Origin of the sequence: Kribbella catacumbae DSM 19601, from assembly GCF_000372465.1 — a bacterium.
Classification (GTDB): domain Bacteria; phylum Actinomycetota; class Actinomycetes; order Propionibacteriales; family Kribbellaceae; genus Kribbella; species Kribbella catacumbae.
Map to the genome: position 1 here is coordinate 24,823 of NZ_AQUZ01000031.1, position 23,839 is coordinate 48,661.

Consider the following 23,839-nt stretch of genomic DNA (forward strand, 5'->3'; position numbering starts at 1 on the left):
AGCCGGCCATGGCCACTATCGGACACCGGCGTCGATCAGGGCGCGACCTTCGGCCGGGAAGCGCGGACGACGTACGCCATCGCGGTGGCGACAAGCGTCGCGGCCAGAGCAAGAGCGAAGCCCTCGTGCGCGCCGTGACTGTCCACCACCCGGCCCGCGACCGCTGCACCCATCGCGATCCCCGCAGCACTGCCGGAGTTGAGCCAGGTGAAAGCCTGAGTCAGTACTGCGGGCTCAACCTCCGACTCGGCAAGGACTGACGACAGCACTTGAATCGGAGCCAGCGCCAGGCCCGGCAGGGCTAGTGCGAGCGCAAGGCCCAGCGGTGTGTCCACACTAAGCAGCGGCAAGGTAGTGGCGAACAGGACTGTCATGGCTATGACGAACTGGGTTCTGGCAGGCAGGCGCCAACGCCTTGCTCCATAGGCGATTCCGGCCACCAGGCTGATCAGACTGGTGATGCTGTAGAGCGGTCCGGCGAGTGATTCGGAGCCGCGGCCGACTGCGAACGCCGTCACCGAGACTTGCATGCTGCCGAAGAACAGTCCGACGCCGATGTTCGTACCGACGAGTGCTAGGAAGCCCTTGTGCAGCAGGCGTCCTGAGCCCTCCTTGCGAATACCAGCGGAGGGCGGCGGCGCAGTACGGCGTTGCAGAGCCAGGGAGAGGCCGCCACCGACGACAAGGGCTGTCGCGAGGATTGAGCCGGCTACTGGAGACACCAGTGCGCTTACAGTGCCGATGAGTGCAGGGCCGACCAGGAAGGCCAGGCCTGTGCCCATTGACTCCAGGGCGAAGGCTGAGGAGATAGCCGAGCCACCGCGCAGTGCATGCGACCAACGAGCCGCAGTCTGGGCGCCGATCTGCGGCAAGGAAGCGCCTGCGAGTACTCCGGCCAGGACCAGCATCCACACCGTCGACGACGTCATTGCCAGGCCGATGAGCAGGGCGATCGCCGCACTGTGCAGTAGCAGGATGATGGGCAGCATCCGTGGTTGCCCGAAGCGGTCGATCAGCCGGGCGACCTGCGGGCCGCCGACAGCCTCGGCGACGGCGAAACCACCTGTCACCGTGCCTGCGACGGCGTACGAGCCTGTTGATCCGTGGATGAGCCAGACGATGCCCAGTCCGGTCATGGCGATGCCGATGCGGGCTGGTGCGGCGGCCAGGTAGAACTTCAACGCTCCCGGTGTACGCAGGGCGACGCGGTAGCCGTGTGGCGCCTGCTGCGGTCGTTGGGGCGTGCGGATCCGTCCGGTGAGTGCCGGCACGGTAGTACCTTCCGCTGCCCGGCGGGGCGGCGACCTGATCGTGGGCGTCCTACTGCGCCGATCCGTCTTTGCCGCCTACAACCGTCCAAGTTCGGCAGGAAGCGGGGACGCACGCCGCCTGCCGGCTATGTCACCGGGCAGAACCTCGAGGGTTTTGATGACCCGCTCAGTGTATCGCCTTGCAGCACCGGCACCGACTGGCTGCCATCCAGCTCAGCCGAGATCGCCACATCCTCGCGGAATCCGTACAGCGCCAGCTCACGTCCACCAACGCAGTCATGCAACAGCCGAGACAACTCATCGGCCACCTCCCTGTACGCCGCTACTGCGGCTCGGGCCTCCGGTGACAGCGGCCCCACACCCCGATCGGCCAGCGCGGCCAGGAACCCACCAGCGCCCCAGAGGTCCTCAACCGCAGGACGCAGCGACCCATCCCGCCACCTCTCCCCCGCGGCAATCGCCACCACGGTCAGCGAGGGGTCAGCTGCCAGCTTCTGAGCCGCCCATTCAGCAGCGGCCAACCTGTTGCGTAGTGACACGGCCATCACCGTCGAACCGCTCTCGCTCAACTGCTGCGAGATCGTCGATCCGTTGGGCGAGGGAAGCACCAGCCTTTGAATCCCTTCGGCCTGCCGGATCGACACGGCGGACAGGGTCACGCCTTCCTGGGATCTTCCGACGGCCAGTGTGGCGTCCAACTGCTCGGCGTACCCGACTGCTGTCTCGTCTCGCCACCGGTAGGGGTACACGTCGATGCCGCAGTCGACGGCCACCGTGACGGCGGTGGTGAAGGACAAGACGTCCACCACCGCCACGAGGCTGCCGGGTACGGCAGCAGCACCGGCCGGCCCCCAGTCGAAGCCGACGCGGAATCCTTGTTGGGCATAGGGGCTGGTCACCGACGGATCATGTCCCGCCGACGACCAGCCCTACAACTACCCCTCCCAATAGACGCTGCTAGGCCAGTACGTCGGCCGCTGTGGCCGACGAGTCGCGCAGGAACGTAGTACAGCGCTCGGCCTCGTCCTTCTCGTCGATGATCGCGGCTGCCTTGCCGAGAACGGCCAGGCAGCGCAGGAAGCCGCGGTTCGGCTCGTGCTCCCACGGGACCGGCCCGTGACCCTTCCAGCCGTTGCGGCGAAGCAGGTCCAGACCGCGGTGGTAGCCGGTCCGGGCATAGGCGTAGGCCTCGATCGTGTGACCCTCCGCGAGGGCCGCCTCGGCGAGCGCGGACCAGGCCAGCGAAGAGGTCGGGAACTTGGCCGCGAGGTCGACCGCGGCCGCCCCCGCGGCGAGTTCCGCAGCCGCCGGGTCGACGGGGAGTAGTGTCTCGGGTGGACCTGACAGCAGATTGTTCAATTCCATAAGCACATCTTCGCCGATCACGCAGCCGTCCCGGCACGTGACCGTCTGACGAAATCCGTTGACCGTTCACCGGACGGCCACGGATGCTTGAGACCCTGCGTCGAGACCGCCGTGGTTCCCAGCTACGGCCGGAAGGAGGCACCCGATGAGCGTGATCGTCCTGAACGCGTCATACGAGCCGCTGCACACCGTGTCGATCCAGCACGCCATCCGGATGCTGGTGCGCGAGGTAGCAGTGGTCGAGGAGGCGCACGGAGAGCGGACCATCGGCCCTTTTCCGGTGCCACGCGTCCTGAGACTGGTCCGCTACGTGGTGACTCACTGGCGTTACGCGGCCGGCCGGATGAAGTACAGCAAGCACGGCGTCCTGCGCCGCGACAAGTTCCGCTGCGCGTACTGCGGGCTGGCCAACGCCGACACGATGGATCACGTCCAGCCCAGATCCCGCGGCGGCCGGACAGAGTGGCTGAACGCGGTCGCCGCCCATGCCTCCTGTAATGAGCGCAAAGGCAATCGGACGCCGTCCGAGGCCAACATGCCGCTCCTTTGGCAACCCTGGGTACCGACTCGCGCCGAGCTCGTCATACAGACATGACGGGCTTTTTTCATGCCCTCTTTTAGAGGCGCACTGTCCACAGGTTTCAACTGATCGCTGACTCGGGCGTGCGATCGGTGCATCTTCTCTGGTGTGAACCCACAACTCAGCGTGATGAACCAGATCCGCGGCGGGGTGTTCACGCGGGCCGATGCGCGCGCGTGTGGCTACCCCGACCCTGATATCGACTCTCTACTGGACACCGGCGGCTGGCGCCGGATCCGGCCGGGCACCTATGCCCCACACCAGACCCTCACCCTGGTCGACGACGAGATGCTCCATCTCCGCCGGCTCTACCACGTACTGCGCCGCGGCGAGCCCGGCTTGATCGCGAGCCACCAGTCGGCGGCCGCCCTGCACGCGTTGCCACTCTGGGGTCTCGACCTCACACATCTCCACCTCACCACCCGGACGGGACGCGCGGGCCTGCACGCCGGTGGAATCCACCGCCACGTCCGGGACCCGGTCGGCCCTGGCGTCACCGTGTGGAACAAGCTGCGCCTCGTCAGCCCTGCCCGGGCGATCGCCGAGGTCGCCGCCACGTCACCACTAGCTCCCGCCGTCGTCCTGACCGAAGCCGCCCTGTACGCCGGGCTGGTGACGCCGGCCGATCTCAAACGGGCCGCCAATCACCTTGCAACCGGCCCGGCCCGCGCTCATCGGGCGCTCGCGCTGGCCGGCGCCGCCTCCGCCTCGGTGGCCGAGTCCCGTCTCCGCTTGATCCTGACGGAGGCGGGTCTCCCCACACCTTCCCCCTCACTTCCACCCCTCTCTGAGGAGCACTGCATGGACCTCGCCACCTGCAATCTGTGGTTCCCGGACGAGCGAACCGTCGTCGAGTTCGAGGCCCGAAACCCCTTCTGGACCGAGGAATTCGACGACTACCCCTCCGAAGCCGCCGACCGCGCCTTCGGCGCTCTCGCACCAGGCGACCCCGAACCACCCGAGCCCCTGGAGTACTGCTGGATCTCCTGGCCAGACCTCGACGACCCCACTCAGGTCGTCGCCGACATCCGGACCGCCTTCACCCGCGCCAGCCGGCGTACGGGCATTCACCACTTCAGCCCCGACCGCCCCCGCCGGTCGCCACGCCGGCACCTGATCCCACCCGCCGGTGTCCCAGACCAGCCGGGCTGACGGTGGGACGGGGCTTCTTCGCTGGCGGGTTGTGAAGGACGCGGTAGGCACCGGCTGTGGCGCCGAGCTGCTCAGTCCGCATTGGCTTCGGCCTCTGCGCTGGGTTGGGCCGCGGTCAGCTGGGTGAGGATAGCGGCGGTGTCCATCCAGACGTTCTCCCGGCTGATCAGTCCGTCGCGGAACTCGCAGACATGCAACAGGCGAGCCGTCACCACCGTGCCGTTGCCGGGGACGCCGTACAGGTCACCGAGGACGCGTTGGGTCATCATCACCTCGTCGACGAGGAAGTTCTCCCCGTGCATCCGGCGGATCGGTGCGTAGACCTCGTCGGTGGCTCCGTCGAACAGCAGTTGGTAGAGCGGCGCCACCTCCGCGTGCCCTTTGCGGACACCGAGGCCGACGACGTCGTGCTCGATGTCCTCGGTCAGCGTGGCGAGTACTGCGTCCAGGTCGTGCGCCTCTTCCCCCGCGAAGTGCCGGGCGAGGACGTCATCCATCTCCTCTGGTGTCATTTCTTCGATCCCCCAGGTTTCGTCGTGATGCGATAGGTTTATCATCATGAGAAATCATTCTCACATCAAGGGAGTTGGATGAGCGGCCGCGAACAGCAGAAGCAACGCACCCGCCAAGCACTCATCGACGCGTACTTCGCCGTCCTGCGCGACGGCGGCGAGTCGCCGAGCGTCGTGCAGGTGGCCGAGAAGGCGGGCATCTCGGTGGCGACGGCGTACCGGTACTTCCCGAGCCCGAAGTCGTTGCGGGCGGACGCGGCGGTGTCGGCGACCCGTGACGTGCCGAGTTTCGACGAGGTGCTCGCGGACGCGGGCGAGGATCCGCTGGTCCGGCTCGAGGTACTGGTGCGGACGATCGCGCGCTGGCAGTTCGAGGACGAGCCGATCTGGCGGGGAGTGCTACAGGCGACGCTGGAGCGGTGGTTCGCGCAGTGGGAGGAGGGCGGCGAGATGGTGCCGGTCCGGTCGACCGCACGACGCGACGGCGTCCTGCTCGCCTTGCAGCCACTCGCCGAAGAGCTTCCTGAGCAGGAGTTCTCGCGCCTGGTCAGCGCGGTGGTTCTCGTCTGCGGGGTCGAGGCCCTGGTCGCCACCCGCGACGCCGCCGGCCTCGACCCCGAGGAGGCAACCGAAACCATGGTCTGGGCAGCCAAGTCCCTGGTGAAGACAGCACAGTCCGGCCGGAAAACCCAATAAAAGAAGGGATCCGCCGGGTGGCGGATCCCTTCAGGTGAAGCTGACCAAGAGAGGACAGGTGGAGCTGGGTCAGGCGAGGAGGGAGGTTCCGGTGGAGCGGAGGTTCTCGCAGGCCTCGGCGACGCGCTGGGCCATGCCGGCCTCGGCGGCCTTGCCCCAGGCGCGCGGGTCGTAGGCCTTCTTGTTGCCGACCTCGCCGTCGATCTTCAGCACGCCGTCGTAGTTGGCGAACATGTGCGCGGCGGCCGGCCGGGTGAACGCGTACTGCGTGTCGGTGTCGACGTTCATCTTGATCACACCGTGGTCGACCGCGGCGCGGATCTCCTCGAGCGTGGAGCCCGAGCCGCCGTGGAAGACCAGGTCGAACGGGCGCTCCTTGCCGACCTTGGCGCCGACCGCGTCCTGGATCTCCTTCAGGATCTCCGGACGCAGCTTCACCGAGCCCGGCTTGTAGACGCCGTGCACGTTGCCGAAGGTGAGCGCCGTCAGGTAGCGGCCGTGCTCGCCGGTGCCGAGCGCCTCGACCGTGGCCAGGCCGTCCTCGACGGTGGTGTAGAGCTTGTCGTTGATCTCGTTGGCGACGCCGTCCTCCTCACCGCCGACGACCCCCACCTCGATCTCCAGCACGATCCGGGCCGCCGCGGCCCGGGCCAGCAGGTCCTTGGCGATCTCGAGGTTCTCCTCCAGCGGCACCGCGGAACCGTCCCACATGTGCGACTGGAACAGCGGGTTCTCGCCGCGCGCGACGCGCTCGGCGGAGATCTCCAGCAGCGGCCGGACGAAGCCGTCCAGCTTGTCCTTGGGGCAGTGGTCGGTGTGCAGCGCGATGTTCACGTTGTAGTTCTTCGCGACCTCGTGCGCGTACACGGCCAGCGCGACCGAGCCGGTGACCATGTCCTTCACAGTCGAACCGGACAGGTACTCCGCACCGCCGGTGGAGACCTGGACGATGCCGTCCGAGCCCGCCTCGGCGAAACCACGGATCGCGGCGGTCAGCGTCTGCGACGAGCTGACGTTGATCGCCGGGTAGGCGAAGCTGTTCTGCTTGGCCTTGTCCAGCATCTCGGCGTAGACCTCAGGGGTGGCAATAGGCATGTCTCGCGGTACTCCTCACAGCAAAGTTCCATGTGGGTTGAGCTCCAGTATCGCCACCAGGCACTTCGTCGTGCACGGCGGCCCGCCTGCTGAGCCGGTCAGGTAACCGGGGAGCGAACAGCAGGAGAACAGACCAGTTGATGAACAGGACCGGTCCAGTTTGTTACTGACCGGCCGGGTCAGGCGGCCGAGTCGGGTCGGCTGCTTCAAGCCGACCCGGAGCGCGGCCCCCGGGGTGTCAGGGCCATGTGCAGGCGATAGCGGTCGGCGCGGTAGGCCGACCAGGACAGCTCGACGACCTTGCGGCCGGCGAAGGTGGTGCGCTCGAGGACCAGCAGGGGTGCCCGCCGGGCCACGCCGAGAACCCGGGCGACATGACCGTCGGCGTTGTCCGCCCGGACGGTCTGCTCACCCGAGGTGACGACGACGTCGTACTCGCTCGCGAAGACGTCGTACAGGGTGCCGAGCTCGCGGCCGAGCAGGCCGGGGAAGAGCGCGGACGGGTAGTAGCCGATCTCGTAGGCCATCGGCGAGGCGTCGGCGGTGCGCAGCCGCTCGACCCGGATCACCTTGGTGCCCTTGGGGACCCGCAGACCCTTCGCGGTCTCGTCGGACGCCTCGATCTCGGTCGCCGACAAGACGACCGTGCCGGGCTCCAGACCGCGGGCGCGCATCTCCCGGGAGAACGAGGTCAGGTGCAGCTGGGAGTCGACCTGCGGACCGGTGACGAAGGTCCCTTTACCGTGCACGCGTTCCAGCGCGCCGGACTCGACCAGGTCGCTGATCGCCTGCCGGACGGTCACCCGGGACACGTTCAGCTTGTCCACCAGGGCCCGCTCGGAAGGGATCGGGTCACCCGGGTGCAACTCGACGTCGATCAGCCGTTCCAGTACCGCTCGGACCTGGGCCCGCTTGGTCGCCACCATCGAATCTCGATCCTCCAGACCTGGGCGAAGACGCGGGGGGTGCCCCGGTCCACCGCTCACTGCTATCGTGCGCAGCATACCTGTTAAGACCAGATAGGACCAGTGATCGTCGTGGTGTCAACGCCCGTCCCCGCCCCTGCCACCCAGATGGCCCGCGAGATCGCCGAGCAGCCCGCGGCGCTGGCCGCGACCTTCGAGCACGTGCTGCCGCTGCGACACGAGATCACCCGGCTGGCCGCCGGCCGCCGGCATGTGATCTTCGTCGCCCGCGGCTCGTCCGACAACGCCGGCGTCTACGGCCGCTACCTGACCGAGATCCACGCCGGCCGGCAGGCTTCCCTGGCCGCGCCGTCCGTGGCCACCCTGTACGGCGCCAACCTCGACCTGTCGAACTCGCTCGTCGTCGCGGTCAGCCAGTCCGGCGCCACCCAGGAGATCGTCGACACCGCCGAGTGGGCCAAGCGCAACGGCGCCGCCGTCGTCGGCATCACCAACGACGGCGACAGCCCGCTGGCCTCGACCGCCGACGTAGCGCTGATCACCCAGGCGGGCAAGGAACTGGCCGTTCCGGCGACCAAGACCTACACCACCCAGCTGGCCGCGATCACCGTCGCGGTCGACGCGCTGGCGCAGAAGCCGGGCACGCTCGACGCCGACATCGCCCGCGTCCCGGACGCCGCCGCGAAGATGCTGGAAGGCTCGGTCGACGCCGCCGCCGACCTGCTCGCCGGCGCCCACGACGTGCTGACCAGCGGCCGCGGCCTCACCTTCGGTACGACGCTGGAGGTGGCGCTCAAGCTCGAGGAGACCTGCCTTCAGCCGGTCCGCGGCCTCTCGTACGCCGACCTCAAGCACGGCCCGATCGCGGTCGTCGACGCGGACCTGGTCACCATCCTGGTCGCCGCCGCCGACGGCCCCGCGCTGCCGGGGATGACCGAGCTGGCCTCGATCGTCCGTGAGAAGGGCAGCAAGATCCTCGGCATCGGCGGCGACGCCACTTTCGCTTCCCGCTGCGACGTCAACCTGGCCGGCCCGGACCTCCCCGAGACGCTCGCCCCGCTGGCCCTGATCATCCCGGCCCAGCGCGCGATCGAGGCCCTGGCCCGCAAGCTCGGCCTCAACCCCGACGCCCCCCGCGGCCTCCGCAAGGTCACCCAGACCGACTGACCCCGTACGACGGAGCCCCCGCTGCTCGCAGTACCGGCTTCTGTCTCCAGGGACCGATCTCAGACTGCCCGCCATCCACGGCTGAAGGCTCGCTCTGCGAGCTATCCCGGTTGGCGTTCGTACACCTTGTTGGCGATCCGCCAGTCGCCTGCGGAGTCCGTGATCAACACGAACATGTCGACGAACGTGGCTGATCCATGGCGAAGGGTCATGGTGGCGGTCGCGATGGCGCCCTGGACGGTGAGGTGGTCGAGGGTGCGGCGCCTGCTGTCTTCGTCGGGGGCTGGACCGTTGAAGATACTGCAGTACGTCTGGAGGTCCCAGGACGTGAACACCCCGTCGCGGAATCCCTCGATGTGCGCAGTTGGGAGGAAGGCGTGGCGGAAGTGTTGTGGGTCGCCGGTGGCGTGCCCCCGGGCGTAGGCGTGGAGCGGACCGAGTACGGCGGGGTCGGCGGTGAGTTCGGGGGAGATCCTGAGCCGGGCGTCGGCGAGGTGACCCCAGTCTTGGGTGATTGCGCAGAGGCGAGCGACATCATCGGTAGTGACGAGCGCGCTGTCGGACAGCAGGGTCCCGAGGACGGCAGAGACATCCGAGGTGGCCGCGAGGCTGTCGGCCAGCAGCCGCAGGTCCTTGCCGAGGGCCGCCACGGTGAACGCGCTGAGGGAGTTCTGCAGGGGTGCCTTCGTGAGAAGGTTGCGTTTCTGGGTCACCGTCCCGGACAGGGCGGTCCGCTCGAGCATGTCGAGGACGGTGGCACGTGGCAGGCTGAGGGACTCACCTCTGTGTAGTGCTCGTCTCAGGGCGAGGAGAGAGTCGCCGAGGACGCCGTTGGCCAGGAGTTTCAGGGCCGCGGCCTCACCCGACGTTTCCGCGGGGAGGATGTCACCGAGGGTTTCAAGGACCTTCCTGGCCGGCTCAGCGGGCTGGCCGCCGGTGAGGATGGTAAGTCGACCGGACTCTACAGACGCAACAGATCCGATCACCGGTGCGTGGAGGTAGGCGCGTCCGTACTGCGAGACGAGTTGTTCGAGTTGCTTGGCCTCGTCAGGGCTGATGGTGCTGGTGTTGACGACCGTTGCTGTTCGGGGGATCGAGTCAAGGCAACTCTCAAGGACACTCTGGCAGGCAGCGGCGTCATAGAGACAGACAAGTACGACATCAGCATCGGTGACTGCGTCCGCGGGCGTCGTGGTCCGGCCGGGGCTGCCCGGCATCGGGGTGCGGTTCCAGGTGCGAAGGTCGTGGAACATGCCGGCGCGGGTGGCCATGGCTGACCCCAATCGGCCCAGGCCAAGGACAGCGACGTGAAGTCTTTTCGTCATGGACCTATGTTGCGCGCTGGAAAGTGATGCAACAATTGCAACCCTTGCATCAGCGTCATACCCGAATGGAATACTGCCTCCCATGTCCCTTACCCAGTGGACCGCGTTTGTGGAGGTATGCCGGGCCGGCACATTTCGGGCCGCAGCCGAGGCCACCGGCTTCACTCAGCCTGCGCTGTCTCGTCAGGTAGCGGCACTGGAACGTGGTCTCGGGGTCACGTTGTTCGTGAGGCGTTCCCGAGGGGTATCCCCTACCCCGGCCGGAGAGGCATTGCTGCCACATGCACGGCTCGTCGTCAACGAGGCAAGGCGAGGCGCCGAGGCAGCTCGTCAAGCACGGGAGGGTCAGCAGCGGCTGGTGCTGGGCGCTGTCCCTTCTGCGGCGGCCTCTCTCGTGCCCCAGGCGATCCGGTCACTGATGATGAGCGAGCCGGGTCTGGAGTGGACGGTCATCTCCGGACTCACCCCGCAGCTGGCCGAAATGGTGCTCGGCCAGGAGATCGACGCCGCTGTCGTCACTGACGCGCCACCCGGCCTTCCCTCCGCCAAGGAACTGCACGCCGCCCATCTGTTCGACGACGAGATGGTGGTCGTCGCGCCACTCGGGCATCGCCTGGGAGGAAAGTCTCGAGTGAGAATGGCCGACCTCGCCGGGGAGGTCTGGGTCGAGGACAACACCGGGTCGGAGACCCTGCTCCGGCAGGTCGCCGGACGGGCTGGCTTCGAACCACGGCTGCACCGCGGCGCCGAGGATCTGCCCACCAAGACCGGCCTCGTAGCTGCATGCCTGGGCGTGGCACTGGTGCCGCAACTCCTTATCCCGTCACTGCGCAGCGACCTCGTCCTCCTCCGGCTGGAGCAATCAGTTCACCGAGGCATCTACCTGCTCACCCGACGCGATGACGAACCCGTGGACACACTCCGATACGCACTCGTCAACAGCCGGGCCGGCCAAGTAGCACTGACCACTAGCTTCAGCCGGTAGCGAGTATCAGCCAGCTGTGTGGAGGCAGTAGCAACGGGTCCTCCGGCAGGTGGCCGGGATCCGACTGGGCTGCAACGACGAGGCCCGCCACTTCCACTGGGAAGCGGTAAGCCTCGTCGCCTACATTCAGCAGGAGCAGCAGCTGGCCACCGGCATCACCAGAACGCAATGCGAGCGCCTGGTTCGTCAGGTGGGCGACCTTGGTCCGCGACCGCGTCAGCCACGCGTTGCGACGCCGTACGCCGATCAGTCGCTGGTGCAGCCGGTACGTCGCCCAGTCGGGCGCAGTGAGCTCCCCCGGCTTGTCGGGGAATTCCGGCCGGACCGCATCGTCACCACCGACCCTGTCCTCCTTGATGCCCTGCATGGCCTGCTCGTCACCGGCATAGATGCTCGGTATTCCGCCCACCGCGAACAGCACTGCCAACGCATGGCCCAGGTGCCGTGGATCGTCCAGCTTGCTGGCGATGCGCGTCACGTCGTGGTTGCCCACGAACGTCTGCGGCACGAGCGGATCGACGAACTGCTGATGCCGCTCGAGCGCATACGCCAGCTCGAAGAAGTTGCGATCGTTCAGCGAACTCCAGATCGCCTTCCACAACTCGTACTGCGTCACCGAGTCGAGTGTGCTCGTCGCGGCATAGCCGGCGTAGTCGCCATGGATCAGTTCGCCGACGAACCACGCCTCCGGGAACCGCTCGCGAACCTGCGACAACACCCCATGCCAGAACTCGGGCGCCACCGCGTACGCCGCGTCGAGGCGCCACCCGTCGACGCCACGATCCAGCCAGTGGCACATCACCTCGACGACGTACTCGCGGACCGCGGGCTCGTCATGGTTGAGCACCACCAGGTGCTCGTGTCCCTCGAAGGTCGCGATCGACCCGTCCGGCCGATGCTTGAACCACTCCGGTGGCGCCGCGAAACTCCGGGCGACATGGTTGAAGACCCCGTCGAGCAGGATCCGCAGTCCACGCTCCTTCGCCGCGGCGACGAGCGAGTCGAAATCCTCGTAGTCGCCAAGCCGGGGATCGATCCGGAAGTGGTCGATGGTGTCGTACCCGTGCGTCTCCGACTCGAAGACCGGACCGAGCAGCAGCCCTGAACAGCCCAGCTCGATCACGTAGTCGAGCCAGTTCTCCAGCCGCCCGAGCCTGGGAGTCCTGAAGCCGGCGGGAAGCGCGGTGGCCTCAGCCCCGACGAAGCCCAACGGGTAGACATGCCACCAGATCGCATGGTCGGCCCACGGCACCATCTGTTCCTCCTAGTGTGGAGGACTCAGCTTGCCTCACTCGCGGGCATGGGGAACTCGCGGCCTACCTCTTCCACCAGCGCGACGACCTCAGCCGTCTCGGCCTCCAGCAGTTTGAGCAGAGCCACCCGCGACTCGTCACTGCGAGCTTCCACCGCCGCCGTCGAGATCGCCTGCACCGTGGCGACCTCGTGCACCAGTACGCCCCACATCTCTTCCATCGCACGACGGACATGCATATTCGAACTCATAGTGCCCCCACTGTCGAACCTGACCCCGAACCAGCGCATGCCAAAGCAAGCGCAGTCCCCCTCCGAGTTGGGACTGACGCTTCTTCCAACGCACCTGCCCAGCCCGGGGTTACGGCTCCTGCGCAGACAACTTTTCCGGCAACTTTCTTGGCCCTGAACTGCTGCCCGATGCCGACCTTGCCGTCAACACCTCACCGGCCCGGCCGGCCATCACCTTGGCCGAGCTGACACCATCGCCGTCAGCCCGCGCTGGCAACCCAAGCTCGATCAGGCCTTCATCGACAAGTCCGAGGGGCTCTTCATCCCGCGCCTGGTCACCCAGCCTTCGGTACCGCAGCCGGTCGGCTAAGGCTTCTGGTGGAAAGTGTGGCGGCGGATCCACGCGTGCATCGCGATGGCCGCCGCCGCGCTGGCGTTGATCGAGCGGGTCGAGCCGAACTGGGCGATCGACAGTACGTCGGTACAGATGGCGTGTGCCGCCTCGGTCAGGCCGGGGCCTTCCTGGCCGAACAGCAGGACGCAGTCGGTGGGCAGCTCGTAGGTCTCCAAGGGCACCGCGCCGGGCAGGTTGTCGATGCCGATTACGGCCAGCGCGTGCTCCTCGGCGTACGCCGCGAGGTCGGCGAGCTGTGGGTGGTGCCGCACATGCTGGTAGCGGTCCGTCACCATCGCGCCACGGCGGTTCCACTTCCGGTTGCCTACGATGTGCACCTCCCTGGCCAGGAAGGCGTTCGCAGTCCGGACAACCGAGCCGATGTTCAGATCGTGCTGCCAGTTCTCGATCGCGACGTGGAACGGGTTCCGCTGGGTGTCGAGGTCCTCGACGATGGCGTCCAGCCGCCAGTACCGGTACTTGTCCACCACGTTGCGGCGGTCCCCGGCGGCGAGCAGCTCCGGGTCGAGGCGCGGATCGTCCGGCAGCTCGCCCTGCCACGGCCCGACGCCGACCTCCGCCGGACCGGCCAGATCGGTTCCGATCAGGTCTCCGGGGTTGTCACGATTGGCTTCCTGCATGGGTCGGGACGCTACCCTGTCGGCGTGCTCCCAATGATCGCGATGCTGATGCCGTCCTGGATGGACCCGGAATTCCTGCTGAACTGGCTGGGTGACTGGGCCCTGTGGGGGACGGCCGCGGTCGTGTTCATCGAGTGCGGGCTGCTCTTCCCGATCCTGCCCGGTGACTCGCTGCTGTTCGCGGTCGGGCTGTTCATCGCGCACGGCACGATCGACGTCCCGCTCTGGCTGGCCTGCGTGGTGCTGACCGTCGCCGCGTTCCTCGGCAACGTGTCCGGGTACTACATCGGCCGGGTGCTCGGGACGACGCTGTTCACCAACCCGAACGCGCGCTTCCTGAAACCGAAGTACATCGAGCAGACGCACGAGTTCTTCGAGCGGTACGGCCCGCGCGCGCTGGTCCTGGCCCGGTTCGTCCCGATCGTGCGGACCTTCATCACGGTGGTGGCCGGCGCCGGCAAGATGGACCCGCGCAAGTTCTTCGTCTGGACCGGGATCGGCGCCGTGCTGTGGGCCACCGGTGTCACCCTGCTCGGCCACGCGCTCGGCCGGGTGAAGTTCATCCACGACCACCTCGAGTCGGCGCTGCTCCTGCTGGTGCTGGTCTCGCTGCTCCCGATGCTGGTCGAGTTCGTCCTGGCCAAGCGCCGCGGCCACGGCAAGGTCGTCGAAGGCGTGGAAACCCAGATCGAGGAGTCCATCGCGAACGACGGCAAGCACTGAGCCGTCGGTCTACTCAGTGCCCGAAAGGGTCAGTGCCCGACGGGTCAGTGTCCAAAGGGAAAGTGCGGGTCTGACCACACGTAGTCGGTGCTGAGGCCGGCCAGATCCGCGGAAGCGATCTGACCGCACGGCAATGGCCCGACCACCTGGCCTGAGCCGAGTGAACAAGCCACCCGGATCAGGTCTGCCGCCTGGTACCAGACCAGCGCCCCCCGTGGCGCCGCCCCCTCGTGCAGCAGGGCGTGATGGTCGAGCCACCGCAACGCGTCGGCCGGATCGTGCCAGCCGCTGTCCTGCGCATAGCCGAAGGCCATCCGCTGGAACTTCAGCGACCAGTCCTGCCAGGCCGTAGATCCCACCCGCTCCAGTTGCCAAGCCAGCGCGGCTTCCGTGTCGCGTGGGTTAGCCGCCCATTGCACTGTGCGGCGCTCCACAACAATCTCCCCCATGGCCGTGCTCCCCCATCCTCCGGCCCCTGCCGTGGTAAGACGATCTTCTCCCCGCCGCATACACCCGCCGTACATTCCAAAACCTCAACTACACACGGCAACCAAAAAAGCCCTGTACAGAAGGGCTGTGGCCGTCAGCCGACGGCGAGATCGGTGTTCAGCGCCGCCAGTGCCGAGCGGGCCCCGGCGACCTTGGCGTCGTTGGCGACCAGCTGCCACACGCGGGCCGCGCGATCCAGGTAGCGGCGGGCAAATTCCACATTCCCGGTCTTCGCGTGCAGCTGCCCGAGGTCGTACGCCGCCTGCCCCTCCACGCTGCGATCGCCCAGCCGGTGACCGATCTCGATCGCGTCCAGGAGCATCCGTCGTGCCGCCGCGCCGTCACCGAGGGCGATCAGCGCCCGCCCGAGCTCAGCCCGCCCGTACGCCGCGCAGTGGTCGTCGCCCAGACTCGTGAAGATCGCCAAGGATGCCTGCAACTGCCGGACCGCCTGGTCGGGGCGACCCTGGTGCATCCGCAGCGCGGCGATCCGGCGCCGGACCTTCGCTTCGCGATGTGAGTCGCCGAGCCGGACCCCGACCAGGAACGCCTCGGCCAGATACCGCCCGGCGGTGACCGGATCGTTGCGGCTCAGCCAGATCGAGGAAGCCGCGCTCCGGGCCACTGCTTCCCCGTTCTTGTCGCCCACCTCGACCAGCGCCTGGACCGCCCGCTCGTACTGCGTCAGCGCTTCGTCCGGCCGGCCCCGTTCGCGCAGCCAGGTGCCCAGAGCGACGGCGGCGATCCCGGTGCCCTGCCGATCCCCGATCTGCTCGAAGATCGAGACTGCCTCGTTCAGGTGATGCCTGGCCGCGTCCCAACTGTCCTGGTAGATCGCGAGCTGGCCGAGGTTGCGATGCATGATCGCCTCGCCGCGCCGGTCCCCGCAGGCGATCGCGCTGCTCAGGCCGGGCTGGTGCGACTCGTTCCAGTCGTCGAAGTACGCGCGCATGTCGAGGTACGGGCCCCAGGCGGCGGCGATCCGCCAGGCGTAGTCGTGCAGCCCGTTCTGTGCGGCCGCACGGATCGCCGGGGCGAAGGTGGAACGCTCGGCGTCGAACCACGCGATCGCGTCCGACGGGGTGAACGGCTGCGGGTCCGGGGCGAGCAGCGGGCCGGTGTGCTCGAGCACACCGAAGTACCCGAACGGCAACGCCGCCGTGGCCCGGCGCACCTTCTGCAGCAGGGAATCGAAGACGGTCCGCAGGTCCTTGGTCGCCTGCGCCTTCTGCTCCTCGTCGCCGACACCGATGGCGTGCAACCGCAGCAGATCGTGCACCCGGTAGCGCGCCGTACCGTTCGCGTCGACCGAGTTGATCTGCACCAGGTTGACCTCGATCAGCCGGTCCATGCTGCGGCGTACCGAGGACGGCGTGGCGATCGACTCCAGGATGCGGGCCGAGAACTCACCGACCGCGAAGTGACCGATCAGCCGGTAGAGCCGGGCCTCCTCGGCGCTCAGCGAGTCGTAGCTCAGGTCGGCACTGGTCCGGACGGCGAGCTCACCGATGCTCAGCTCGTCCAGCCGGTGGGTCTCGTCGCGAAGCCGCCGGGCCAGCTCGGCCGGGCTGAGGTCAGGACGCTGGGCCAGCCGGCTGGCGACGATCCGGATCGCGAGCGGCAGATTCCCGCAGGCTTGGAGGATCTCGGTGGCCGCCGGTGAACCGATGTCGACTCGGCCGGCACCCGCGACCTGGCGGAGCAGCTCGGCCGCCTCGCCGTCGTCGAAGGTGTCGAGCGGCGTACTGTCCGCGCCGGCCAGATCCATCAGCCGGTTCCGGCTGGTGATGACGACGGCCGATGCCCCGGTGCCCGGCATCAGCGGCGCGATCTGGCTCGCGGCCGCGACGTCGTCGAGGATGATCAGCACCCGCCGGCTGGCGAGTTCGGACCGCAGAGCAGCCGATCGCCGCTCGGGATCAGCCGGTACCGCGGAGTCCGACATGTTGAGGCTCAGCAGCAGATCGGTCAGCGCGGCCGCGGGGTCGCGGGGCTCGGTGGCGCCGCGCATGTCCAGGTAGATCTGGCCGTCCGGGAACGATTCCCGCACGAGGTGCCCGAGCCGGATCGCGAGCGAAGTCTTGCCCGTTCCCGGGGCGCCGGAGATCACCGCGATCGGCGGGCGGACCGGGTCGCGGCCACAGACGAGATCGCGCAACTGCTCCAGATGTTGCCGTCGGCCACTGAAGTCGGCCAGGTCGAGTGGGAGCTGGCTGGGCGGCCGATGCGGCACCGTGAGCACCGGCGACGCCATCGGTCCGGCGGGTTCCGGCTCGGCGCGTTTCGGCGTACGGGTGTCGGCTGGGATGCCCGGGTCGGGCCAGTTGGCCGAGCGGCCGTTCTCCGCGCGGGCACCGGCTGCTTCGAGTTCGGGGCCGGGCTTGACGTCCAGCTCGTCGGCAAGGGTCTGCACGGCCTTCGCGTACGCCGCTCTGGCTTCGCCGGCCCGCCCGGCGGCGAGCAACGCGTCGACGAGTCGCCGCCACAGCTGTTCGTCGTACGGGTCCTCGGTGAGGCGACCGCTGAGCAGTACGGCGGCACCGCTGGCGTCGCCGTACTCGAGTCGCAGGTCGAGCAGTGTGTCCACCAGCCCCCGGTACTGCGCGTCGAGGCGGGCGATCGAGCCTTCCCAGGCGGACGGGATGGCCAGGTCCTCGAGCGGGTGCCCGCGCCACAGCGAGTAAGCGCTGGACAGGACGAGCATGGCCTCGCGCTTGTCACCCGCGTCGCGCAGGTGACCGCCTTCGGCGAGCAGGGACTCGAACAGGCTCGCGTCGAGCTCGTCGACGCCGACCCCGATGCTGTAGCCGGCCGCGGAGGTGTCGATCGGCGCGGGCAGCCCGGCCTCCTTCAGGACACCGCGCAGGGCCCTGACGTAGGTGCGGATGTTGGCCGTCGCCGAGCGGGGCGGGGTGCCCTCCCAGAGCGCGTCAGCGATCAGGTCGGTGGAAACGAACCGGTTGGGGTGCAGGAGCAACGTCGCGAGCAGCTGCCGCGGCTTACTCGCGCGGAGCGGCTGACCCTGGACATGAGTGAGCCGCAGAGGTCCGAGGATCTCGTACCTCAGACTGTCCACTTGCCTGCCCTCTCAACTGTTGGCCCGCCCCATCGTGTCATCCCGCCGTGCTCGCCGGGAAGGTTCGGGACTGCGATATACGTCGCGATGTACGCGCGATGTATCCGCACCCGGCATCGTGGTGGACGGTACCGGGGGGAGGGCAGGCCCGGGAGTGACGAGTGACCATCGTCGCGCCCGGGCCTGAATTTCGGAACCTCAGGGCACTGAGCATCGGCCGGTGGGGGCACTTGGCCGGGGGGAGCCCAGTGCCCTATCGACTACCGGCTGTGGTTACTGACCGCCGCCGGTGAAGGGCGGCTGGCCGTCCTTCGGACCGGGGGCTCCCGCAGGCGGCCCGCCGACCGGGGGCTGACCCTGGTACGGCGGCTGACCGCCGGCCGGCGGGAACTGCGGCTGCTGCTGGTACTGCGGCTGCTGCTGCTGGTAGCCACCCTGGTTCTGGCCCGGCATCTGCGGCTGGATCTGGCCCGACGACTGCACGCCCGGCTGCATCTGCGGCTGCGGCTGCTCGCCCTCGACCGAGCCGATGGTGCCGAACGAGACCTGCGGGACCGAGCGGACCTGCTCGTCCTTGACCTCGAAGTAGCCGGCCTTCTCGAACTTGAAGCCGTTCGCGATCAGGTTCGAGGGGAACGCCTCGATCCGGGTGTTGTAGTCGCCGACGTTGGCGTTGTAGAAGCGCCGGCCGGCCGCGATCCGGTCCTCGGTGTCGGTCAGCTCGCGCTGCAGGTTGAGGAAGTTCTGATTCGACTGCAACTGCGGGTAGGCCTCGACCGAGATCATCATCTGCCGCAGCGCGCCGGACAGCTCACCCTCGGCGGCGGCCCGCTGCTCCGGGTTCGCGCCCTGCACGTTCACCGCCTGGGTGCGCAGCCGGGCGACCTCCTCGAACACGTGCCGCTCGTGCGCGGCGTACGCCCGGACGGTCTCGACCAGGTTCGGGATCAGGTCGTAGCGCCGGTGCAGCTCGACGTCGATCTGCCGCCAGGACTCCTGGATCAGGTTCCGCTGCTTGACGAACCGGTTGTACGAGACCATCAGCGCGATGGCCAGAATCACGACGATCGCGACGATGATGACGATGACGAGGGTCATTTCCCTGCTCCCGAGTGTTGGGTACGACTCCCAGCGACTCTAACGCTGCCCAGGTCCGTCCCCACTCACCCCGCGTACTGGTCCCGGGGGATCTCTTCGATCAGGGTGGCCAGGAAGTCCAGCCGACGGCGGAGTTCTTCCTCGGTGTGGTGGCCGCGGTGCCAGCCGATCAGGTCGCCGCCCGACAGCCGCCAGCCCAGCTCCCCGCGGTCCATCAGCAGGTTCATCATCCGCGGATGGATCACTGCCCGCGCGTACCACGTGTCGTCGGCGGTGATCCTGAACAGCCGGTTGAACTCTTCGCTCTCGAACGCGATGTCCTGCTCACCCGTCAGCAGGTCGGCGACCTTCTCGCCCAGCAGGTTCTCGTGCTGCACCTGCAGGTACGGCAGGCTCCCGGGCAGCTGCATCACGACGACCCCGAACCGGTTGACCCACCCAGCGCCCCGGGCCTGCGGGAACAAGCCCTGCCGGGTCTCGTAGCTGTAGTCGAACGCGATGAACTTCCGCGCTCCCCAGCTGCCGCGGATCACGTTGGCGACGTCCCGGTGGTCGCCCCGGCCGAACGGGTCACCCGGCCACCGGTCGCCCAGCGCGGGCTCGGCATCGTAGTACCGCCAGCCGCTCTTCGAGGCGATCGTGCTGACCGCCTGGCCCCGGTCGTCGGCCCGGCGTTTGCGGTAGAGGTTGCTGACGACCGCGGCCGCGACGATGACGAGTAGCGGCAGCAGAGCTGAGTAGTCCACCGGCAGAGCTTCTCAGCCGGTAGGTGTCACCACGCGGTCAGCCGGTGACGCGGGGGTCGATGCCGGCGTAGTCGCGCCAGACGTACGGCGGGACGTTGTCGACGACCAGTTGCAGGAGCTGGAGGCGGTTCATCACCTCGACGGGTGAGTGGGCGCCGGAGTCCCAGCCGACCAGGGAGTTGCCCTCGATCCGCCAGCCGATCTCACCGCGGGTGAGCAGCATCTCCATCATCTGCGGGTGGATCACCGCGTGCCCGAAGCGCTGGTCGTCGGCCAGCACCCGGAAGGCGCGGTTGAACTGCTCGCTCTCGAACTGGAGGTCGGCGAAGCCCAGCGCGTTCATCACCGCGCCACCGAAGATGCCCTCGTGGGTGACCTCGAGCTTCGGCAGGGCGCCCGGCAACTGCATCACCACGACGCCGAACTTGTGCGTCGTGGTCCGCCGTCCGCCTTTCCCGTTGCTCGTGTGGGTCTGGTAGCTGTAGTCGAAGGCAACGATCTGCCGGCCCTGGTACCCACCGGCGAGCACATTGCGGACCCGCCAGTTGTCACCCTTCTGGAACGGCGTGCCGGCCCACTGGCCGGCCAGCGCGTGGTTCTGCGGCTGATAGCTGAAGCCGAGCTGGGCGGCGAAGGCAGCGAACTCCTCGCGCCGCTTCTTCGCCATCACATGGCTGACATAGGCAGCCACGCCGACGACCAGCAGACCGACGACGACCATCACCGCCATGCTCGTGGTCACGAGCCGAGGCCAAGCTCCTCGAGGCCGAACACCGAGCGGTACTCCAGCCCCTCCGACTCGACCTTCTCCTGCGCGCCGGTCGCCCGGTCCACGATCACCGCGACGGCGACCACCTCGGCACCGGCCTCGCGCAACGCCTCGACCGCGGTGAGTACCGAACCACCAGTTGTCGAAGTGTCCTCGACCGCGAGCACCCGGCGGCCCTTCACGTCCGGACCCTCGATCCGGCGCTGCAGCCCGTGCGTCTTCTCAGCCTTGCGGACGACGAACGCGTCCAGCTTGCGGCCCTGCTGAGCGGCCGCGTGCAGCATCGACATCGCCACCGGGTCCGCCCCGAGGGTCAGCCCGCCGACGGCGTCGTACTCGAGATCCGCGGTCAGCTCCAGCAACGCGGGCCCGATCAGCGGCGCCGCCTCGGCGTCCAGCGTGATCCGGCGCAGGTCGACGTAGTAGTCGGCTTCCTTGCCCGAGGCCAGCGTCACCCGCCCGTGCACGACCGCCTTGTTCTTCACCTGGTCCAGCAACGCAGCGCGATCAAAGCTCATAGCGCCCGAGCATAGAAGGTCGCCGGTTCCGCCCTACGCCTAACCCAGTAGTCGGTTAGTCTGCCACCGCCGCGCTGCTGACCTTTACGGCCGTCACGGCTCGAGGCTGCGAGGCCCCCCTGAGCAGCATGCCAAGAACGAGCGGGTTCAGTTGCAGCCGAGCGGTATGAGATTGGAACAGTTCGCGAGCATAGGGATAGGCAGCAAAGAAGCCCGTGTTGCCGGCGATAGCGTCGGCAGCCTCATCATCAGGCTCGAAGCCATCGAGGATCTCGTAATCGACCACGAAGGTCGCAGCCAACTCGGCCACGGTGGCACCCTCGCCATCGGCCAGATCCAGCTGCCAGGTGAAGCGGTTGGCCATGAAGCTCTTTCCCACCACGAAGGAGACCTCGGACGAAAGCCTCGCGTCCACCGGCTCGGCACTGCCCTCATGCCTCTTGGCGCTGAACTCGATCAGTCGGATGTTGGCAAGCTCGCAATGATCGAGCAATGCTTGCATTCGAGCCTTCAACTGCTCATCATCGATGCTCGCAGGCTGCACGGCAGCCGTCCGGCCTACCTCAGCACCTGGCTGCATCTTGGGTACCACGAATCACCGGAACAGTAGCCTCTTCATGCCTCACCATGGTCCATTCAGGAACCATCGCCAGTGTCGGCTTGTTCGACCAGCAGTGCCGCATCCGCTGAATCGCCCTGTTGGCGTCGGTTACCTCGTGTGGTGAAAGCGGATAGCCACTTGGGCAAGGAATCGAGTTGTCAACGAGCCATCGGTATACGTCATGGGCAGCCCAGACCCTCACCCGGTCGCCAACAGAATCCAGCGCGGAGGGAAACTTACCGGGGCCACGTTTGCCGATTGTCCACAGGCGGACAGTTTCGCGGTTTACGCCCACCATCACCGCGATATCAGGCACAGCCATGAGCGACAATTCATGTCGGAGCGGCTCAGCAAGATTATCAACCGACCTGATCCTGTTGACCAGTGATTCGACAGCTTCAACGGCGGAGTCCGCGGACAGAGTCGCCTCTACCCTGGTTTGGCCATCGACAGCGCAAAAGCTCGCGTCAGGCACAGCCGCCGCAATCAGTTCCATTCGATCCAGGTCCTCAATATCCAGCCGATCGTAAGAAACCGAGATCTGGTAAGTGGACATACTTCCCCCTTTGAGCGCGGGCCGCTCTTCCCGCGAAGCCAAAGATAGCATCCTCTGTTGGCAGTTGCCAACAGAGGATGCTCATAGGTCGGCGATGATCATCTTGGCCTCAGAGCGGATGGCTTCGCACCGACTGCGGAGGCTCCGCGATTCCCTATCCTTCTCGTCAGCGACCAACCGCGCCGCGGATATGGCGCGGGTCTCGGCAAACCTGGCAAGGTCGATCGGCCCCGAATCGGCCGGCGCGCCAGCCTCGCTTCTGGAGTGACCGGCCGAGTGTTCAGCCGTCACCGCTCTCTCCTCCTGATCCGTAGCCAGGTCGAGCAGTCGCTGCGCCTCATCCGAAGCCTCCATGGCCGCGGCGAGGAAGTCCTCCATGAGTTCACGGTGACCGCGAGCTTCAATCAATGCGCGGGCCGCCTCCAAGGCTTTGCCAGCCGAGGCAACCAGGGCCTTCGCCTGAACCATCAGATCGCGCGGCACGGCAACCCGGTCATGCGGACATTTACGCATAAAGCTATCGAGTGCTCGCGCGGCTTCACTCCCATCGGCAGAACCCGACGTGGACATGACAATGGTGGCACACCGTTGGTCCGCCGGTAGGTTCGGATCGCTGCAAGTGATCGCGCCCCAAACCTTGGCACCGCCAGCCGATTTCTTAAGCCACCATCCGCCCCGCCGTGCTCGCTGCAGCGCTTTCTGTGCTTCAGGCCGTGAATGCTCCGCCCACTGCTCGGCAGGAGATTTCCACCCAGCCTTCGCCATCCATCCCCCTCGTCGCATCCGGCGTTGGCTACGACATCGGGGCCCATCCTCCCGCCCGGTTCGCAGCCAATAACCAAGAGTAAGGGGTGCCACCGACAGTTTCTTAATGACAACGGGCGACAGGCTTAAGGAACCGACTCATGTCCTAACGGATGATCCGGCAAATCAGCCCTCCGTCTGCGGCGATGCGCCGTACAAGCGGTCAGTTCTTCTTGTCCGCCTTCACCAGGTAGCCGAAGGCGACCGAGCGGTCCGGGGAGTGGAACAGGTCCTGACAGGTGGTGAGGGTGATGATCGACGTGGTCGGCGTCTCGCGCGGTTTGCCCGGGACCGGTTCGAGGACCCAGTTGTCCGCCGGTTTGACGGTCAGGTCGCGGGGCGAGCCGTCCAGTTCGTAGGTGTAGACGGCGTCGGCGGTCTCCACGATCACCTGGTCGCCCTTGGTCAGCTCCAGCAATTTCCGGAACGGCGACCCGTGCGTGACCCGGTGCCCGGCGACCGCGAAATTGCCCGGCTGCCCCGGCAACTGGGTCTGCGGGTAGTGCCCGATCCCGCGGGTCAGGTCGCTCTTGCCGACACCTTCCACGACAGGCTTCTCCCAGTCCTTGCCGAACTTGGGGATCCGCAGCAGCACGATCGGCGTACCGGCTTCGGCCTTGGCCGGCGGATTCTGGGCCGACGGCTGCCAGTTGTCGTGCAGGTCGCGTTTGAGGTCGTCCATCGCGTGGTTCGAGGTGATACCGGTACCGAAGTACTGCCACCCCACCCACCCGAGCAGCCCGAGCCCGGCCACCAGCAGGACGACTCCCAATCCCCGTACGACGCCCCGTGCCATGACCACAAGTATGCAGTTGAACTGCACAGGCTGTGTACGACGTGTCGATGGACGGGAGTGAGGGCCGGGGAT

At 67.4% G+C, this 23,839-nt stretch carries 26 protein-coding genes; 6 read left to right on the top strand and 20 right to left on the bottom strand.

Annotated features, from left to right (window positions below; all coding sequences use genetic code 11):
- Positions 1-35: 35 nt before the first annotated feature.
- From A3ES_RS0127970 to A3ES_RS0127980, 3 genes are all read right to left on the bottom strand, one after another.
- The gene (locus tag A3ES_RS0127970) at positions 36-1,271 is read right to left on the bottom strand and encodes an MFS transporter (protein ID WP_020390150.1); all 1,236 of its coding nucleotides are present in this window, start codon (positions 1,269-1,271) and stop codon (positions 36-38) included.
- A gap of 125 nt (positions 1,272-1,396) precedes the next feature.
- The gene (locus tag A3ES_RS0127975) at positions 1,397-2,170 is read right to left on the bottom strand and encodes a 2-phosphosulfolactate phosphatase (RefSeq protein ID WP_020390151.1); all 774 of its coding nucleotides are present in this window, start codon (positions 2,168-2,170) and stop codon (positions 1,397-1,399) included.
- 58 nt (positions 2,171-2,228) lie between these two features.
- Positions 2,229-2,636: a DUF3151 domain-containing protein gene (locus A3ES_RS0127980; RefSeq protein WP_020390152.1), complete on the bottom strand. Its 408-nt coding sequence runs from the start codon at positions 2,634-2,636 to the stop codon at positions 2,229-2,231.
- 145 nt (positions 2,637-2,781) lie between these two features.
- Here A3ES_RS0127980 and A3ES_RS0127985 point away from each other — a divergent pair, with 145 nt between their 5' ends.
- On the top strand, positions 2,782-3,231 hold the full coding sequence (locus A3ES_RS0127985) for an HNH endonuclease (RefSeq protein WP_020390153.1): 450 nt from the start codon (positions 2,782-2,784) through the stop codon (positions 3,229-3,231).
- Between the two features lie 93 nt (positions 3,232-3,324).
- Positions 3,325-4,368 (top strand): type IV toxin-antitoxin system AbiEi family antitoxin domain-containing protein, encoded by a 1,044-nt coding sequence (locus A3ES_RS0127990; RefSeq protein ID WP_237745076.1) that lies wholly within the window; start codon positions 3,325-3,327, stop codon positions 4,366-4,368.
- Positions 4,369-4,439: 71 nt separating this feature from the next.
- On the opposite strand, the gene A3ES_RS0127995 is transcribed toward A3ES_RS0127990, so the two are convergent.
- Positions 4,440-4,880, bottom strand: a complete 441-nt coding sequence (locus A3ES_RS0127995; RefSeq protein ID WP_040455775.1) for a nuclear transport factor 2 family protein — start codon at positions 4,878-4,880, stop codon at positions 4,440-4,442.
- A gap of 78 nt (positions 4,881-4,958) precedes the next feature.
- Here A3ES_RS0127995 and A3ES_RS0128000 point away from each other — a divergent pair, with 78 nt between their 5' ends.
- On the top strand, positions 4,959-5,576 hold the full coding sequence (locus tag A3ES_RS0128000) for a TetR/AcrR family transcriptional regulator (RefSeq protein ID WP_020390156.1): 618 nt from the start codon (positions 4,959-4,961) through the stop codon (positions 5,574-5,576).
- Positions 5,577-5,645: 69 nt separating this feature from the next.
- Here the strand turns inward: A3ES_RS0128000 and fbaA are convergent, their stop codons facing one another.
- Both fbaA and A3ES_RS0128010 read right to left on the bottom strand, forming a co-directional pair.
- Positions 5,646-6,671: a class II fructose-bisphosphate aldolase gene (gene fbaA / locus A3ES_RS0128005; RefSeq protein WP_020390157.1), complete on the bottom strand. Its 1,026-nt coding sequence runs from the start codon at positions 6,669-6,671 to the stop codon at positions 5,646-5,648.
- 206 nt (positions 6,672-6,877) lie between these two features.
- Complete coding sequence (locus tag A3ES_RS0128010) at positions 6,878-7,597, bottom strand: GntR family transcriptional regulator (RefSeq protein ID WP_020390158.1); 720 nt, start codon at positions 7,595-7,597, stop codon at positions 6,878-6,880.
- A 114-nt stretch (positions 7,598-7,711) separates the two neighbouring features.
- On the opposite strand from A3ES_RS0128010, the gene A3ES_RS0128015 reads away from it, so the two are divergent.
- Entirely contained in the window at positions 7,712-8,764 is a 1,053-nt protein-coding gene (locus tag A3ES_RS0128015) for an SIS domain-containing protein (protein ID WP_237745077.1), read from the top strand.
- Positions 8,765-8,865: 101 nt separating this feature from the next.
- Here A3ES_RS0128015 and A3ES_RS52205 read toward each other — a convergent pair whose 3' ends face one another.
- Complete coding sequence (locus tag A3ES_RS52205) at positions 8,866-10,089, bottom strand: nuclear transport factor 2 family protein (protein ID WP_026163270.1); 1,224 nt, start codon at positions 10,087-10,089, stop codon at positions 8,866-8,868.
- A gap of 82 nt (positions 10,090-10,171) precedes the next feature.
- On the opposite strand from A3ES_RS52205, the gene A3ES_RS48730 reads away from it, so the two are divergent.
- Positions 10,172-11,074 (top strand): LysR family transcriptional regulator, encoded by a 903-nt coding sequence (locus tag A3ES_RS48730; RefSeq protein WP_051084827.1) that lies wholly within the window; start codon positions 10,172-10,174, stop codon positions 11,072-11,074.
- Here A3ES_RS48730 and A3ES_RS0128030 read toward each other — a convergent pair.
- The 3 genes from A3ES_RS0128030 to A3ES_RS0128040 all read right to left on the bottom strand — a co-directional run bounded on the left by A3ES_RS0128030 (position 11,064) and on the right by A3ES_RS0128040 (position 13,591).
- Entirely contained in the window at positions 11,064-12,329 is a 1,266-nt protein-coding gene (locus A3ES_RS0128030; RefSeq protein WP_020390162.1) for an alpha-amylase family glycosyl hydrolase, read from the bottom strand. The genes A3ES_RS48730 and A3ES_RS0128030 overlap by 11 nt on opposite strands.
- Positions 12,330-12,352: 23 nt before the next feature.
- The gene (locus A3ES_RS0128035) at positions 12,353-12,565 is read right to left on the bottom strand and encodes a hypothetical protein (RefSeq protein ID WP_157630779.1); all 213 of its coding nucleotides are present in this window, start codon (positions 12,563-12,565) and stop codon (positions 12,353-12,355) included.
- 357 nt (positions 12,566-12,922) lie between these two features.
- On the bottom strand, positions 12,923-13,591 hold the full coding sequence (locus A3ES_RS0128040) for a TrmH family RNA methyltransferase (RefSeq protein ID WP_020390164.1): 669 nt from the start codon (positions 13,589-13,591) through the stop codon (positions 12,923-12,925).
- A 33-nt stretch (positions 13,592-13,624) separates the two neighbouring features.
- Here A3ES_RS0128040 and A3ES_RS48735 point away from each other — a divergent pair, with 33 nt between their 5' ends.
- Positions 13,625-14,314 carry a DedA family protein gene (locus A3ES_RS48735; protein ID WP_040455776.1) on the top strand — a complete coding sequence of 230 codons (690 nt, stop codon included), beginning with the start codon at positions 13,625-13,627 and terminating at the stop codon, positions 14,312-14,314.
- Between the two features lie 44 nt (positions 14,315-14,358).
- Here the strand turns inward: A3ES_RS48735 and A3ES_RS0128050 are convergent, their stop codons facing one another.
- The 10 genes from A3ES_RS0128050 to A3ES_RS0128090 form a co-directional block, all read right to left on the bottom strand.
- Entirely contained in the window at positions 14,359-14,763 is a 405-nt protein-coding gene (locus tag A3ES_RS0128050; RefSeq protein ID WP_020390166.1) for a hypothetical protein, read from the bottom strand.
- A gap of 134 nt (positions 14,764-14,897) precedes the next feature.
- Complete coding sequence (locus A3ES_RS0128055) at positions 14,898-17,879, bottom strand: AfsR/SARP family transcriptional regulator (RefSeq protein ID WP_020390167.1); 2,982 nt, start codon at positions 17,877-17,879, stop codon at positions 14,898-14,900.
- A 273-nt stretch (positions 17,880-18,152) separates the two neighbouring features.
- Complete coding sequence (locus tag A3ES_RS0128060; RefSeq protein ID WP_020390168.1) at positions 18,153-18,977, bottom strand: LemA family protein; 825 nt, start codon at positions 18,975-18,977, stop codon at positions 18,153-18,155.
- Positions 18,978-19,042: 65 nt separating this feature from the next.
- A complete protein-coding gene (locus tag A3ES_RS48740; RefSeq protein ID WP_020390169.1) occupies positions 19,043-19,723 on the bottom strand; it encodes a hypothetical protein in 681 nt (226 codons plus the stop codon).
- A gap of 37 nt (positions 19,724-19,760) precedes the next feature.
- On the bottom strand, positions 19,761-20,465 hold the full coding sequence (locus A3ES_RS0128070; RefSeq protein ID WP_020390170.1) for a hypothetical protein: 705 nt from the start codon (positions 20,463-20,465) through the stop codon (positions 19,761-19,763).
- Positions 20,462-21,010: an orotate phosphoribosyltransferase gene (gene pyrE, locus A3ES_RS0128075; protein WP_020390171.1), complete on the bottom strand. Its 549-nt coding sequence runs from the start codon at positions 21,008-21,010 to the stop codon at positions 20,462-20,464. The genes A3ES_RS0128070 and pyrE overlap by 4 nt, the downstream gene beginning before the upstream one ends.
- A gap of 55 nt (positions 21,011-21,065) precedes the next feature.
- A complete protein-coding gene (locus A3ES_RS0128080) occupies positions 21,066-21,554 on the bottom strand; it encodes a hypothetical protein (protein WP_169501812.1) in 489 nt (162 codons plus the stop codon).
- A gap of 19 nt (positions 21,555-21,573) precedes the next feature.
- Positions 21,574-22,167, bottom strand: coding sequence for a hypothetical protein (locus tag A3ES_RS54350; RefSeq protein ID WP_157630781.1), 594 nt, complete (start codon positions 22,165-22,167; stop codon positions 21,574-21,576).
- 81 nt (positions 22,168-22,248) lie between these two features.
- Positions 22,249-22,932 carry a hypothetical protein gene (locus A3ES_RS54355; RefSeq protein ID WP_157630782.1) on the bottom strand — a complete coding sequence of 228 codons (684 nt, stop codon included), beginning with the start codon at positions 22,930-22,932 and terminating at the stop codon, positions 22,249-22,251.
- 202 nt (positions 22,933-23,134) lie between these two features.
- Entirely contained in the window at positions 23,135-23,767 is a 633-nt protein-coding gene (locus A3ES_RS0128090) for a class E sortase (protein WP_157630783.1), read from the bottom strand.
- Positions 23,768-23,839: the final 72 nt, after the last annotated feature.